This is a genomic window from Halopseudomonas xinjiangensis (assembly GCF_900104945.1).
Classification (GTDB): Bacteria; Pseudomonadota; Gammaproteobacteria; order Pseudomonadales; family Pseudomonadaceae; genus Halopseudomonas; species Halopseudomonas xinjiangensis.
In genome coordinates, this window is record NZ_LT629736.1 from 1,257,998 (window position 1) to 1,271,484 (window position 13,487).

The 13,487-nt window shown below is 60.7% G+C and carries 14 protein-coding genes; 12 read left to right on the top strand and 2 right to left on the bottom strand.

What is annotated here, in order from left to right; translation table 11 throughout:
* Position 1: 1 nt before the first annotated feature.
* Complete coding sequence (locus tag BLT85_RS05745) at positions 2–1,177, bottom strand: efflux RND transporter periplasmic adaptor subunit (RefSeq protein ID WP_093392257.1); 1,176 nt, start codon at positions 1,175–1,177, stop codon at positions 2–4.
* Positions 1,178–1,416: 239 nt separating this feature from the next.
* Between BLT85_RS05745 and BLT85_RS05750 the strand changes: the two genes are divergently transcribed.
* The 11 genes from BLT85_RS05750 to BLT85_RS05800 all read left to right on the top strand — a co-directional run bounded on the left by BLT85_RS05750 (position 1,417) and on the right by BLT85_RS05800 (position 11,951).
* Positions 1,417–2,955, top strand: a complete 1,539-nt coding sequence (locus tag BLT85_RS05750; RefSeq protein WP_093392258.1) for an MBOAT family O-acyltransferase — start codon at positions 1,417–1,419, stop codon at positions 2,953–2,955.
* 39 nt (positions 2,956–2,994) lie between these two features.
* On the top strand, positions 2,995–4,914 hold the full coding sequence (locus BLT85_RS05755; RefSeq protein ID WP_093392259.1) for an HAD-IIIC family phosphatase: 1,920 nt from the start codon (positions 2,995–2,997) through the stop codon (positions 4,912–4,914).
* Positions 4,911–5,159, top strand: coding sequence for an acyl carrier protein (locus tag BLT85_RS05760; RefSeq protein WP_093392260.1), 249 nt, complete (start codon positions 4,911–4,913; stop codon positions 5,157–5,159). Before BLT85_RS05755 ends, BLT85_RS05760 begins: the two co-directional genes overlap by 4 nt.
* A gap of 5 nt (positions 5,160–5,164) precedes the next feature.
* On the top strand, positions 5,165–6,172 hold the full coding sequence (locus tag BLT85_RS05765; protein WP_093392261.1) for a hypothetical protein: 1,008 nt from the start codon (positions 5,165–5,167) through the stop codon (positions 6,170–6,172).
* Positions 6,173–6,264: 92 nt separating this feature from the next.
* Positions 6,265–6,783: a hypothetical protein gene (locus BLT85_RS05770; protein WP_093392262.1), complete on the top strand. Its 519-nt coding sequence runs from the start codon at positions 6,265–6,267 to the stop codon at positions 6,781–6,783.
* A gap of 106 nt (positions 6,784–6,889) precedes the next feature.
* Entirely contained in the window at positions 6,890–7,294 is a 405-nt protein-coding gene (locus BLT85_RS05775; protein WP_093392263.1) for a ribonucleotide reductase subunit alpha, read from the top strand.
* Between the two features lie 199 nt (positions 7,295–7,493).
* Complete coding sequence (locus tag BLT85_RS05780; RefSeq protein ID WP_093392264.1) at positions 7,494–8,525, top strand: porin; 1,032 nt, start codon at positions 7,494–7,496, stop codon at positions 8,523–8,525.
* 191 nt (positions 8,526–8,716) lie between these two features.
* Entirely contained in the window at positions 8,717–9,622 is a 906-nt protein-coding gene (gene ypfJ, locus BLT85_RS05785) for a KPN_02809 family neutral zinc metallopeptidase (protein WP_093392265.1), read from the top strand.
* A 35-nt stretch (positions 9,623–9,657) separates the two neighbouring features.
* Entirely contained in the window at positions 9,658–10,647 is a 990-nt protein-coding gene (locus BLT85_RS05790; protein ID WP_231701546.1) for an Lnb N-terminal periplasmic domain-containing protein, read from the top strand.
* 53 nt (positions 10,648–10,700) lie between these two features.
* Positions 10,701–11,144 (top strand): nucleoside deaminase, encoded by a 444-nt coding sequence (locus tag BLT85_RS05795; protein ID WP_093392267.1) that lies wholly within the window; start codon positions 10,701–10,703, stop codon positions 11,142–11,144.
* Between the two features lie 60 nt (positions 11,145–11,204).
* Entirely contained in the window at positions 11,205–11,951 is a 747-nt protein-coding gene (locus tag BLT85_RS05800; RefSeq protein WP_093392268.1) for a glutamine amidotransferase-related protein, read from the top strand.
* Here BLT85_RS05800 and BLT85_RS05805 read toward each other — a convergent pair.
* Complete coding sequence (locus tag BLT85_RS05805) at positions 11,868–12,992, bottom strand: hypothetical protein (RefSeq protein ID WP_197673872.1); 1,125 nt, start codon at positions 12,990–12,992, stop codon at positions 11,868–11,870. The genes BLT85_RS05800 and BLT85_RS05805 overlap by 84 nt on opposite strands.
* A gap of 64 nt (positions 12,993–13,056) precedes the next feature.
* Here BLT85_RS05805 and arfB point away from each other — a divergent pair, with 64 nt between their 5' ends.
* Positions 13,057–13,470, top strand: a complete 414-nt coding sequence (arfB, locus tag BLT85_RS05810) for an alternative ribosome rescue aminoacyl-tRNA hydrolase ArfB (RefSeq protein WP_093392269.1) — start codon at positions 13,057–13,059, stop codon at positions 13,468–13,470.
* The last annotated feature ends 17 nt before the right edge of the window (positions 13,471–13,487 follow it).

The following is a 13,487-nucleotide window of genomic DNA, read 5'->3' on the forward strand; positions in this document are numbered from 1 at the left end:
GTCAGTTCTGCCCATCGGTGCTGGCAGCGTTCTCGTGCGGCGTCGGCTCGCGCTCGAAGGGGCGGGTGCGTACCTCGCTGCCGCTACGAACGCCTTGCCAGCCGTCGACGATGATGCGTTCGCCTGGCTCCAGTCCGTCTCTCACGACCCAAGCGCTGCCGCGCATGTCGCCCAGCTGGATCTGTCGTGTCTGGGCCTCGTTCGCCTCGCTGAGCACCATGACGCTGCCGCCGCGATTGGTCATCATCACCGCTCTTTGGGGGATCAATATTCCGGAGGGTCTGGAGCCGGCGAGGACTCTGGCTTGAACGAACTGACCGGGCAGCAGCGAGCGATCGGGGTTGGGAAACTGCGCCCGGGCGGCGACGGTCCCGGTTGAGCGATCAACCGTCATCGCCAGAAAGTCGATGTAGCCGGGGTGCGGATATTCGGCACCGTTCTCCAGAATCAGCCGAACCTCTACTTTGCCGTCCTCGGGCAGAACCAGTTGTCCGGAAGCGAACTGGGCGCGCAGGGCGAGCAGGTCGGAGTTGGATTGGGCTATGTTCACGTAGACAGGATCGGTCTGCTCCACTCGGGTCATCAGCGTGGCTTCGGCAGCACTGACCAGGGCCCCTTCGGTGACTTCCGCGCGTCCGGCGACTCCGGCAATGGGCGCGGTGACGCGCGAGTATTCCAGGCTCAGCTGGGCGCTTTCCACCGCTGCCTCGGCCTGGGAGACCGCCGCTCGGGCAGTACGTGCATTGGCGACGGCGGTGTCGTACTCCTGACGGCTGATGGCGCCGCGCTTGACCAGCTCCTCATAGCGCTCTGCGTTGCGGGTGGCGTTGGTGGCGTTGGCCTGGGCACTTTCCAGTGCGGCCTGGGCGGAATTCAGGTTCGCCTGCATCTCCCTCGGATCGATCAGAAATAGCTCCTGGCCAGCTTCCACCTCGGTACCTTCTTCGTACAGGCGGCGCTGGACAATACCGGTGACGCGCGCGCGAACCTCGGCTGTGCGGAACGCTTCAACCCGCCCGGGTAATTCGACCACGTTCTGCACCGGCTGGGTCTCCAACGTCATTACCGCCACTTCAGGCGGTGGACGGGACCCTTGCTGCTGCGACTGGTCCTCCGAGCAGGCGACAAGCAAGGTTGAAGCAAGCAGAAAACAATACTTTACGGCTGACGAAATCATCTGGGTTCCAGGATCGTTGCACAGGGCTCCGGAGAAGGCCGGGCTAAGGCTGCAATGGTTCTTTCTCGACAGCATTGACCGCCTGGCGTTCCGCTTGCCGCTCGTCCGGCGTACTCTAAACTTTCTGTTACATGCTCAGTCGCACTCACATGGATACAGGTTGCAGGGAAGTATCGAGACAGTAGTAAGCGTCGCCATAGGATCGGCAATCGGGTCGACGCACGAAGGAGCATGGAATCATGCTGTTCAATTCGACGGTCTTCATCGCCGGCTTCCTCCCGGTCGTCCTCCTCGGGTTCATTCTGCTTGCTGGTACTGGTCGCCAACGGTGGGCAGTGATCTGGCTCGCGCTGGCCTCGCTGTTCTTCTATAGCTGGTGGAATCCGGCGTATCTCCCTTTGCTCGTGGCGAGCATCGTGGCCAATTTCGTGCTGGGCGGGTACCTGATGCGCAGACCGTCGCGCTGGGTGCTGATTGCGGGCGTCGCCGCCAACGTGCTCCTGCTTGCCTACTACAAGTACACCGGGTTTCTGTTCGGCACGATTGATGGGGCGCTCGATACCGGTTGGCGTATCGATGACATCATCCTGCCGCTGGCAATTTCATTCTTCACCTTCCAGCAGATCGCCTATCTGGTCGATGCGTACGACGGCGAAGTGCAGGAGCACGACTTTTTCAACTATTGCCTGTTCATTGCGTTCTTCCCGCAGCTTATCGCTGGCCCGATCACCCACCATGGCGAGATGCTCCCGCAGTTTCGCGACCGCGATATGTTCAGGCCGCGCGTGCAGAGCCTGGCGATCGGGGCGACGGTGTTTCTGCTTGGCCTGTTCAAGAAGGTAATCATTGCCGATCCATTGGGGCAGATGGCTTCGCCAAGCTTCGCCGAGGCCGCGACAGGAAGCATTCCCGGTTTTGTCGAGGCGTGGACGGGCGCAGTGGGATATACGCTGCAGATCTACTTTGACTTTTCCGGCTACAGCGACATGGCGATAGGTCTGGCTCTGTTGTTCGGCATCAGCTTGCCCGTCAACTTCAACAGCCCGTTCAAGGCGCGAAACGTCATCGATTACTGGTCGCGCTGGCACATGACGCTGACGCGCTTCCTGACCGCTTACATCTACAACCCGATCGTTTTGCGCAAGAGCCGGGCGCGACTCGCTGCGGGTAAGCCGCAACCGCGGCGCGGCAGGATGACCGCAGGCACATTCGCCGCTCTGGTCGCGTATCCGACGATTCTGACGATGTTCATTTCCGGGGTCTGGCATGGCGCCGGGTGGCAATTCGTGGTGTTCGGTCTGCTGCATGGTTTCTATCTGGTCGTCGCCCATGGCTGGCGTGCCTGGAAAGTGCGCCGCGGGTGGGAGCTCGATAGCGACCGGGTTGTACATCGGGTAGCGGCAGTGCTGGTGACCTTCGGCTGCGTCGTCGTAGCCATGGTGTTCTTCCGTGCCGAAAGCGTTTCGGCAGCGACGGCAATGCTATCGGGGATGCTCGGCCTTTCCGGCGAGCGCGGCAATCTCGCCCGAGGCGATGCCTTGATGATCGCGGCGCTTATGGTAGTGGTTTGGGCGCTGCCAAACGTCGAGCAATGGATGGGCCATGCACGGACTGCGCTGAATTTCCGGGCGCAACCGAGCTGGACCGAACGCTGGCTGCCTGTGCTCACCTGGCGACTGACGCCTGTGATGGGAGCGGCGGTGGGTGTGGCGGGATTCTTTGCTTTGGCGGTGGCGTTTTCCGAAGCCCCCACGGAGTTTCTCTATTTCCAGTTCTGACACTGGCGGGCAGTTTCGACGCTGGAAGGAGTGTGGTTGATGGAACAGTTGTGTTGGCTCCCGCCTCATGCTGATCTTGCTGTGGCAATAGGGGAGGCCAAGCGCGAGCCGGATGCGGTCAAGCGTCTGCAGCTGGCCGCTGGGCTCGCTGGCTTCCGTCGAGACTTCATGTCGACCAACAAGCTTGATCGCCTTGCCGCTGAAGGCCTGTCACAGCTGGGCGATGATTCGCTGGCTGCCGGGCTGACCAGCCGCCGCGTGGCGATCCTCGCTTCCCACACGGTGGACCAACTTGTGCCGGCGTTGCGCGTGGCCGGGCTCGAACGTCGACTTGCGCTGTCCGTTCACGTCGCGCCATACGGAATGTATCGGCAGGCACTGCTCACTGACGACACCGACCTGGCCAGGTTCGCTCCGCAGGTAGTGGTGCTGGCGCTTGACGCGCGGGACGCACCGATCCAGCTGCCGCTCCAGTCTGGCGATGAGGATGTTGCCGAAGCGATCCAGTTGCGGGTGGACGAGTTACGGATGCTGTGGCGCCGCGCTCGCGAGCGCTTCACCGCGCAGATCATTCAGCAAACCCTGGTGCCGATGGATCCGCCGGTATTTGGTTCGTACGAAGCACTGGTGCCAGCGGCACCCTACAACGTCGTCCAGCGTCTGAACCACGCTATCCGACTTGCCGCACGGGAGGAGGGCGTTCTGCTGCTCGATCTCGCCTGGCACGCCGCGCAGGGCTCGTACGGTGACGGCCTGGCGGACGCGGTGCGCTGGCACCAGGCCAAGCAGTTGGTCAGCCCCAATCTTGCGCCCTTGTACGCCGACCATCTCGCGCGCGTCATTGCTGCCAGCGCCGGATTGTCGCGCAAATGCCTGGTGCTGGATCTGGACAACACCCTTTGGGGCGGGGTGGTTGGCGACGACGGGGTGAACGGCATTCAGATCGGGCAGGGCAATCCGACCGGGGAGGCCTATCTTGCGTTCCAGCATTACGTCGCGCTGCTGGCCCGGCGCGGGATCATCCTCGCGGTATGCAGCAAGAATGACCTGGCGGTCGCCGAAGCGGCTTTCGAACACCCGGAAATGGTGATCAAGCGCAGCGACATAGCCGCATTCGTTGCCAACTGGGATGACAAGGCCGGCAATCTGCGGCGGATCGCCTCGATGCTCGATATCGGCCTGGACAGCCTGGTATTCGTCGACGACAACCCGGCCGAGCGCGACATCGTGCGCCGTGAACTGCCTCAGGTGGCGGTACCGGAGCTGCCCGAGGACGTCGCCGACTATGCGGCGCGCATCGCTGCGGGCGGTTACTTCGAAGCCGTTTCTTTCACGGCCGACGATGCCGCCCGAGGCCGTAGTTATGCGCTCAACGTGGAGCGCAAAGCCGCACTTGGCCAGGCTACCGATATGGACGGCTATCTGCGCGGATTGCAGATGGTGATGCAGGCGACACAGGTGGGCCCGTCGGAGCTGCCACGTACCACGCAACTGATCAACAAGACCAATCAGTTCAACCTGACGACTCGGCGGTACAGCGAGGCGCAGGTCGAGCGCTTCGCCAGGGACCCGCGGTCGTTGGCGCTGGCTATCCGGCTCAGCGACAAGTTCGGTGACAACGGATTGATCAGCGTGGTGCTGGGTGGGCCTGAAGACCAGGCTGCCGAGGACTCCTTGCTCATCGACAGCTGGGTAATGAGCTGCCGGGTATTGGGGAGACAGGTCGAAACTGCCGTGCTCGATGCCCTGGTGCAGCTGGCACGCAGCAAGGGCTACGAGACGCTCATTGGCGTATACCGCCCGACCGCGCGTAACGGTATGGTCGCCGAACATTACCCGAAGCTTGGCTTCGAGGCGTGCCCCGCCCCGGCAGCCGCCGAGGCCGAAGCGACCTATTGGCGCCTTGCGCTTGATTCGGCCGCACCGAAAACACACCACATCGAGATCGAGATTCCATGACCGAAGATGAAGTACTGAAAGCGCTGCATCCGTTGTTTCAGGACGTGTTCGATGATGACGACATTGTGCTCACCCCAGAGACCTCGGCGCCGGATATAGAGGGCTGGGACAGCCTGGCGCATGTGAGCCTGATCGTCGCTGCCGAGCAGCGCTTCGGAGTCAAATTCCGTACCGCAGAGCTCGAGTCGCTGCGCAACGTCGGTCACTTCGCCGAGTTGATCAGCAGCAAGCTCAATGGAGTCTAAACAGCATGAAAGCGGGTGATTCCTTCAAGGATAAGCCAGCAGCAGGCCCTGAGCGCAGCCCGCGCGGTTACGCGATTGGCATGTTCGGAGGGCTGGTTGTCAGCATGGCGGTGTTTGCCACGTTGCTGCTGGGGCTCGGGCGCACCGGCCATCTTCCTCCGCCGGCGTTCTCCAACAGCATTTGCGTAGACGAAAAACTCGCCTTCATGCGAGACCACCCGGTAGCAGATCCGAACCTGCTCATCGTTGGCTCGTCAGTAGCCTGGCGTCACGTGGACAGCTCAACGCTTTCCGAGCATGCGCCAGGTGTCAGGCCGCTGAACGGGGCATTCTGCGGACTACATGCCAACCAGACGCTGTACGTCGCAAACTGGTTGCTCGACCGCGAGCCTGGCATTCGCGATGTGGTCATGGTCGTCGATCCCATCGACTTCAGCGAATGCGCGGTCAATCGCGACGCGATTTTCAACCGCGAGGACGCGGATCGCTATGTGTACGCTGATACCTGGCCATGGCAGTACTACATGCGTTATTTCGCGCCAGGGTCGCTGCTGCGCAACGCCGCCAGCATAAAGACCAAGCGAACCGATCCGCAGAGCATGGATCCGCTGCGGTTCACGCCATCCGGAGCGGGACCGCTGACCACGAGTAAAAGCCGTGGCCTGTTCTATGGAGCCCCTCCGCCGCTCGATCCGGTCTGTTTCGCATCGCTGAAGCAGCTTGCGACCCGACTCGATCAGGAAGGGCGCAGGTTCACCGTGGTGTCCACGCCGTTGCATCCGGCATGGAAGGCTCAGGTGGACCCGGACGGAACATTGCTCAAAAGCTTCGATTCGCACTTGCTGGAAGCCTTGTCTGGCACCGATGGGCAGTACTGGAATGTTGACCGCGAGTGGGCGCCGTCGGAAGACGGGTTCGTCGATGCCATCCATATGCGCTGGCCAGCCGCCAAGGAGTTTTCCGAAAACCTCGGGCGTCGGCTGCGCTGGCCGACGCTTGCCGGGCCGTCGTGACCGGTCTGCCGCTGGTCGAGCTCAGCGGCTGAATGGTGAACTGAATCGTCGCGCTCGTTTCTATACGGCATGCTATGCCGTAGGAACGAATCATGATCATTACCCCGCAAACGCCTGAGAAAGCGATCAAGGAAATGGAGACGGAAATCTTCGTCTCCCCGAAGGATCGTCTCGACTTCTACCGTCGCGAAATACACAACGAGACCAGTAACCTCTCCAGCCGCACCAACGCGTATCTCTCGGCTCAGTCGTTCCTGGTGATCGCCTACTCGTCGTCCATGGCAAACAGAAATCCCGAATGGGGTGAGATATTCACCCTGGTCGTTCCGGCGACGCTGGCGTTGTTCGGCATCCTCAGCTCGCTGAGCGCCTGGCCGGGGATCAAGGCAGCCTGCGATATCATCGACCACTGGTACGTCAAACAGACCGGGTTGCTCAACTGCGAACCGGTGATTGGCCAGGCCTATGATGATTCGCCGCTGTTTTCCACCTGGGAATCAAGCCATTCCGGGCAACGCAAGAGTCTGGTGTTTTCCAAACGAACCCCGTGGCTGTTCTCGGGATTCTGGTTGTTTCTAGGGAGCTTCGCGATCTGGATCAATCTTCTCTGAACCGCCTACTCACAAAGACGTAGTCGCGAGTGCCACCTTTGCGCGACGAAATGTGCGCATTGCTCTGCTAGCCTTTGCATGGTGATCACCGATACGGACCCCAGCCATGCACATTCAGACCTACGCCGATCTCATCGCCGCCGCACGCGCACAACCGGAGCCCCAGCGGCTGCTGTTCGTTTTCGCCCGGGCCGAGTTGCCCGATGGTGCCACGGCTGAGCAAAAGGCATCGTTCGAGCAAGGCGAGGGCGGTGCGCTCGCACCGGTGCTCTGTGTCGACAAGAGCACCGAGGAAGCCGCCGATTTCCAGACGCTGATCGAGGAATCCGCCCATACCGGGATGAGCTGGGATGTGGCCTTCGTGTCGGCGATGAGCGGCCGGGGCGGGGTGGCTCCCAGTAGCGACGAGACCGAACAGCCGTTACGCATGATGACCGAGCAGATCCAGGCCGCCATCGTCGGTCAGTTTCTGGCTGTCGATCGTCGGGGAAATCTTCTGCAGCTAGTGTGAGGGCGAAACGCTGACAGTGCTCCGACCGCAAAGTGCCGCGTAGCTTTGCGGTTTCATGAAAATGTAACCATTTCGACTCTGTTCGGTAATAGCAAACGGACATCCTTTCTTCAGCCGCGAGGGGGGCGACGACAAGCCCTGCAGACGGCCGCCAACGCGAATTCTCCAAAACTGGGAAAGCAAGAAAGGATAACTCTCTATGTCACGCAAGCTCTTCACTCTGACCGCCATCGCCGCTGCCCTCGCACTGCCCACTACAGCTAGCGCTTACGAGATCATCGGCAAGCAGCTGGAGATTTATGGTCAGGCTCACCTGTCCATGGACTTCGTTGACAACGATACCGATAGCGAACTGGCACTGGCCAGCAACTCTTCGCGCCTGGGCTTCAAGGGCGTGACTGCGATCAACGATCAACTCAACGCCATTTATCAGATCGAATCCAAGATCATCTTCGACGAGGGCGGTGACAACTTCGCTGGCCGCAATACCTTCGTTGGTCTGGGCGGCGATTTCGGCAAGGTACTGTTCGGTAACCAGGATACCCCGGTCAAGAATATCCGCGGCGTGTTCGACCTGTTCGGCGACACCGTGGCAGACGCTCGCAACGTGGCCGATCAGGCCAACCGCCGCGCCAAGAACAGCATCCAGTACATCACTCCGGAAATGGGCGGCCTGATCTTCGGCGCCATGTACTCGACCGCTTTCGAAGACACTGAAACCGAAGAAGGCCTGGAAAACAACGATTACTCGCTGATGAGCGCCGCCGTCGGCTACACCGCTGGTGGTTTCGAAATCACCGCTGGTTACGAGAAGACTGATGCTGACGTGACAGAAGACGAAACCGATGCGGCGCGTCTGGCTGCCGGTTACGACTTCGGTGGCTTCCGTCTCGGCGGCATGTATGACCGCGTTGAAGCAGACGATGCTGATCGTGACGCGTGGGGCGCTAACGGCATGTTCACCTTCGGCGCCAATGCTCTGAAAGTGCAGTACATGATGGCTGATGACTGGAGCGACGTGGATGACAGCGGCGCTACTCAGCTGAGCGTTGGTCTGGACCACTCGCTGGCTAAGAATCTCAAGCTATACGGCATCTACAGCCAGTTGGATAACGACGACAACACCGCTGCCTACCGCATCAAGGGCGGCCACGACACCGACGTGTACGAAGTCGTAGCAGCCGGTGACGACATCAGCGTGTTCTCGCTGGGTATGGTCTACAAGTTCTGATCTGCGCCTTCATGCCGGAGCCCTGCCTCCGGTTTGATCGAGAATCCCGCCTTCTGGCGGGATTTTTCGCTTCCGCCGCCTCGCTGCCATTTCTGAATTTTTCCGCTACGTCGCACCCTAACAAGCAGTGAAGCTGCCGGTGGCAGCGCCAGCGATTAGCGGGCCTGGCCCGATCGAACAGGGGCGATACAGTGGATTGGCGAGGCAGACGGCAGAGCAGCAATATCGAAGATCGGCGGGGCGAGTCCCTGCGAGGTGGCGCTGGCGGAGCGGGGCTGTTCATGCTGCTGCGCTTTCTTCCATTTTTGCTGCGTACCCGGGTGGGGCGCATCATTCTGGTGGTTGGCGTACTCGCATTTGTCGGCGCGCGAATGATGGGCATAGACCTGTTGCCAGCCTTGCAAGGCCAGGGGCCCGCCGTCGCGCAGTCTTCGCGCGAACTTACCGAACAGGAACAGGAACTGACCGAGTTCGTTTCGGTAGTCCTTGCCGACACTGAAGAGACCTGGAATACCATCTTCGCGCAGAGCGGCGAGCAGTACCGCGAGCCGACGCTCGTGCTGTTTGCCGACCGGGTGCGCTCGGCGTGCGGGACGGCCAGCGCAGCAGTCGGCCCCTTTTATTGCCCGGCGGACAATCAGGTGTATCTCGACCTGTCGTTCTTTCGTGACCTGGAGCGCCAGCTCGGGGCGCCGGGTGACTTTGCTCAGGCCTACGTCGTAGCCCATGAGGTCGGGCACCACGTGCAGAATTTGCTGGGGATTGGTGAGCGGGTGCGTCAGGCCGGTCAGGGCAAGAGCGAGGCGGAGATCAACGAGTTGTCGGTTCGCCAGGAGTTGCAGGCGGATTGCTTTGCTGGTGTCTGGGCACATGCCGCCAACGATGAACGAGACCTGCTCGACCCGGGCGACCTGGACGAAGCGCTCACCGCCGCATCAGCCATAGGCGATGACCGTCTGCAGCGTCGCGCAGGGCAGGAGGTTGTACCGGACAGCTTTACTCATGGCTCGTCGGAACAGCGCATGGAGTGGTTCCGTCGCGGCTTCGATAGCGGGAATGTGCGAGAGTGCGATACGTTCTCCGCTTCGTTGCAGTAATGTAGACGTTTGGTCTGAGCCTGCTGATGCTACGCATGATTGTGTTGTCAATTTTCACCCTGGTGGTCGTGCTGTCCAGCGTTTGGTCAGTGCTCGCCTTATGGTTTCAACTGCCGTGGCCGACTCCGGCACGGATCGCTGTCGCCGGATGCTGGATCCTGCTGGCGCTTGCCTCGCTCTGGCTGGCCTGGAGCGGGCGACACTGGTCCGGGGCGGGCACGTATGTGCTGATGTTCGCCGTGCTCATGCTCTGGTGGGGTCGGCTCGAGCCCTCCCATCAACGGCAATGGGCGGACGATCTGGCCCACATCACCACCGGTACGGTGGAGGGCGATCAGGTCACGCTGGAGCATGTCCGGAACTTCACCTGGCGATCTCGCGATGATTACGATGAGCTATGGGAAACCCGGAGCTATGACCTGTCCCGGCTGCGCTCGGTCGATCTGATCACCTCGGAGTGGGGCATGCCGGGCATCGCCCATGTGCTGGTCTCGTTCGGCTTCGATACCGGCGAGTTCATTACCTTCACCGTGGAAATTCGCCGCGAGCGCAACGAGAGCTTTTCGGCCATCGGTGGGTTCTTCAAGCAGTTCGAATTGGCCGTTCTGGCGACGGATGAAAACGACGCGGTGCGTGTGCGCACCAACGTGCGGGAGGAACAGGCGCATATCTATCGGGTAAGCATGCCGGAATCGGCGATGCGTGATCTGTTCATGGCTTACGTCAACGAGGCCAATCAGCTGGCCAGCGAAGCTCGGTTTTATCACACGGTTACCGCAAACTGCACCATCATCGTCTACAACATGATGCGGCGGATCGTTGACGGTTTGCCGCTCGATCACCGCTTGTTGCTTTCAGCGCGTCTTCCCTCCTATGTGAAGGACGTGGGCGGCCTGCAGGACAGCCCGCTGGAAGAGCTGAAGGAACGTGGACGCTTCAGCGAGCGGGCGCGCAATATTGATCAGGCTGAAGAATTTTCGGAAGTGATACGTCGAGGCGTGCCGGGCTGGGAAGGAAAGCTCTGAAACGGCCCGGTGCTTGCAGAGATGAAACGCAACGTCAAATTTCAGAGGTGGCTATGGACGCTTTCATGCAGGTAGCGATCGACGAGGCGCGTGAAGGTCTGGCTTCGGGCGGTATTCCGATCGGCTCGGTTATCGTGCACCGCGGGCGAATCATCGGCAGGGGACATAACCTTCGTGTTCAGAAGGGCAGCGCGATCCTGCATGGCGAGATGTCTGCGTTCGAAAATGCCGGGCGGCAACCGGCCGAAGTCTATGCCGAGTCGGTCTTGTACACCACGCTGTCACCGTGCTCGATGTGCAGCGGGGCGATCGTGCTCTACGGCATTCCTCGCGTCATTGTCGGGGAGAACGTTACTTTCCAGGGAGAAGAGGACTTTCTGCGCTCACGGGGCGTGGAGGTGACGGTTCTTCAGGATGAGCAATGTGTCGCCATGATGCGCGACTTCATCCGAGATCAACCGCAACTCTGGAACGAGGATATCGGCGAGCAGGACTGAAGAAGCCGACGGCGCGCTAGCGGCCGCCGGCAGTGGGAATGTGCATTAACGAGGCGCGGAATGAAGCTTGGATTGTTGCAATGCGATGATGTGACCGCCAGCCTGCAGGCCAGGCATGGTAATTACCCGGAAATGTTTCTGCGGCTGCTGCGGCAGCACATCCCTTCAGCGGAGGTGCAGGTATTTCGGACGCAGGATGGCGAACTGCCCGAGCACGTCGATGCCTGCGATGCGTATCTGACGACGGGAAGCAAGTACGGGGTCTATGACGGCTTGCCATGGATTGCGGAGCTGGAGGCGTTTGTCGTCGCGCTATGGGAGCGACACAAGCCCCTCGTCGGTATCTGTTTCGGACATCAGCTGATGGCACAGGCGCTTGGCGGTGAGGTGCGGAAGTCGGACAAGGGGTGGGGAGTCGGCGTGTCCTTCAACCGGGTCACCGCTCGCAAGCCCTGGATGGAGCCCTGGCAGGACAAGCTAGATCTCATCGTCAGCCACCAGGATCAGGTGATGCTGCTACCGCCTCAGGCGGAAGTATTGGCGCACAGTGAGTTCTGCAATTACTACCTGGTGCAGTACGGAGAGCATTTCATGAGCGTTCAGGGGCACCCCGAGTTTTGCAAGGGCTATTCCTGCGACCTGATGAATGCTCGGGAAGGCTTGATCCCCGCTGAGCGTTTGCGTGCCGGGCACGCTTCGCTCAACGCCGAGATCGACGGGCCGCTAATGATGCGCTGGATAGTCGCTTTCCTGCAGCGCGGGGCCTCTCGCTACCACGCCCTGGGGTCCGGCGCGGCGGCCGGCTAAGGCGATATCACGCGCGACCGAGCTGCCCAGGTTATCCAGGCCGGCACTGGTGCGTCGACGATTGGTGACTTCGCCACGGAAGTACATTTCGAACTGCAGGGTGATTCCGACGCGGGGATCAAAATCGTGTTCGCGGGTGAAGCGCAGTTCGGGCACCACGTCCACGAAGATGATGTCCTTGTGCAGATCGCGGCGATACTGCGCAAGCACGACATAGTCGTTCATCCGGGGCCGCGAAAAGCTTGTGCCCACCGCGGCTGCCGCATAGCGCAAGGCGCTGCGCTCACTGAGAATACGGTTCAGTTCGACGCTCTGAGCGAACTCCAGTGTGTCGTATTCTTCACGCCACTGAACGTTGCTGATGAAGCGCAGGTGCCGGGCTTCATCGAGGGGGCGACCAAAGTCCCAGCGCGTACGGACCGAGTAGCCATCACTGTTGAACCAGGACGCACGGTTGTAGGACTCGAGTTGCCAGGGACCTTCACCTAGGCCCCACAAACGCTCTGCGGTAAGGCGTACATAAGGGTCCAGCGGAAAGCGAAACTTCACACCGGCGCCGGCGCGGGTTTCCCAAGCAAGGGTCTTGTCGTTCCCGCCGAACTGGCTGAGGCCAATGATCGAACTGCTGCTGACGTTGCGGTCCCGCAGGATACGCTCTGCCGGCGCGTCGGCAAGGGTGCCCCGGGTTTCCTCGGGGTCACTTTCGATAATCAGACGCAGCCGTTCCTTGGTGGTGGGAAGGTCGAGTTTGAAGCGTATCCCGGTATCCGAATCGAATCCTTCGCGCTGCATGTACTCGAATTCCTGAGTGAGTCTGAGGTAGGACTCGTTGTTCACGGCACGGTAGTCGTCCGTTCCGAAGAAACCGTCGATGCTGCGAGATGTATTGGTGACCCAGCGCGATACGTTGTCATGCCAGGGGTCAATTTTTTCAACGGTCCACTCAGGTAGATCGGAACCGTCGTCTTCCGTAGGTGCCTGTTGTCCATGCGCAAGGCTCGAAGCAACCAGGAGGGCGCCGAGCAGTGGAGTTTTGTGCATCGTCCTTTTCTCCTTTAGCCTTGTTGAGTCCAATCCGCTTCGCTTAGTTCAATCGGGAATCGCAATGATCGAACTGTCTCACAATGTTTCGCTTGACGAGTCTGAGCTGGAAATCACCGCCATCCGGGCCCAGGGCGCCGGGGGGCAAAACGTCAACAAGGTGTCTAGCGCGATTCACCTCCGCTTTGATATTCGGAGCTCGAGCCTGCCGGATTTTTTCAAGGAGAGGCTTCTGGCGTTGTCTGATCATCGCGTCACGCGCGACGGGGTCGTGGTGATCAAGGCGCAGCAGTATCGCAATCAGGAGCAGAACAGGGAGGACGCCATACGTCGGCTGCAGGAACTGATCAACGAGTCGGTCGTGGTGCAGAAGCCGCGGCGCCCGACACGGGCCAGCCGCACTGCCAAAAAGAAGCGGGTCGACAGCAAAACCGCTCGTGGCAAGGTCAAGGCGCTGCGGGGGCGCGTGGATCCTTGAATCAGCCACGAGGGGTT

What these genes read in the sequence shown, in the direction of transcription:
- BLT85_RS05750 (WP_093392258.1), top strand. Translation starts at nt 1,417, where the DNA reads ATGCTGTTCAATTCGACGGTCTTCATCGCCGGCTTCCTCCCGGTCGTC.
- BLT85_RS05755 (WP_093392259.1), top strand. Translation starts at nt 2,995, where the DNA reads ATGGAACAGTTGTGTTGGCTCCCGCCTCATGCTGATCTTGCTGTGGCA.
- BLT85_RS05770 (WP_093392262.1), top strand. Translation starts at nt 6,265, where the DNA reads ATGATCATTACCCCGCAAACGCCTGAGAAAGCGATCAAGGAAATGGAG.
- BLT85_RS05765 (WP_093392261.1), top strand. Translation starts at nt 5,165, where the DNA reads ATGAAAGCGGGTGATTCCTTCAAGGATAAGCCAGCAGCAGGCCCTGAG.
- BLT85_RS05790 (WP_231701546.1), top strand. Translation starts at nt 9,658, where the DNA reads ATGATTGTGTTGTCAATTTTCACCCTGGTGGTCGTGCTGTCCAGCGTT.
- BLT85_RS05795 (WP_093392267.1), top strand. Translation starts at nt 10,701, where the DNA reads ATGGACGCTTTCATGCAGGTAGCGATCGACGAGGCGCGTGAAGGTCTG.
- BLT85_RS05805 (WP_197673872.1), bottom strand. Translation starts at nt 12,992, where the DNA reads ATGCACAAAACTCCACTGCTCGGCGCCCTCCTGGTTGCTTCGAGCCTT.
- BLT85_RS05775 (WP_093392263.1), top strand. Translation starts at nt 6,890, where the DNA reads ATGCACATTCAGACCTACGCCGATCTCATCGCCGCCGCACGCGCACAA.
- BLT85_RS05800 (WP_093392268.1), top strand. Translation starts at nt 11,205, where the DNA reads ATGAAGCTTGGATTGTTGCAATGCGATGATGTGACCGCCAGCCTGCAG.
- arfB (WP_093392269.1), top strand. Translation starts at nt 13,057, where the DNA reads ATGATCGAACTGTCTCACAATGTTTCGCTTGACGAGTCTGAGCTGGAA.
- BLT85_RS05780 (WP_093392264.1), top strand. Translation starts at nt 7,494, where the DNA reads ATGTCACGCAAGCTCTTCACTCTGACCGCCATCGCCGCTGCCCTCGCA.
- BLT85_RS05745 (WP_093392257.1), bottom strand. Translation starts at nt 1,177, where the DNA reads ATGATTTCGTCAGCCGTAAAGTATTGTTTTCTGCTTGCTTCAACCTTG.
- BLT85_RS05760 (WP_093392260.1), top strand. Translation starts at nt 4,911, where the DNA reads ATGACCGAAGATGAAGTACTGAAAGCGCTGCATCCGTTGTTTCAGGAC.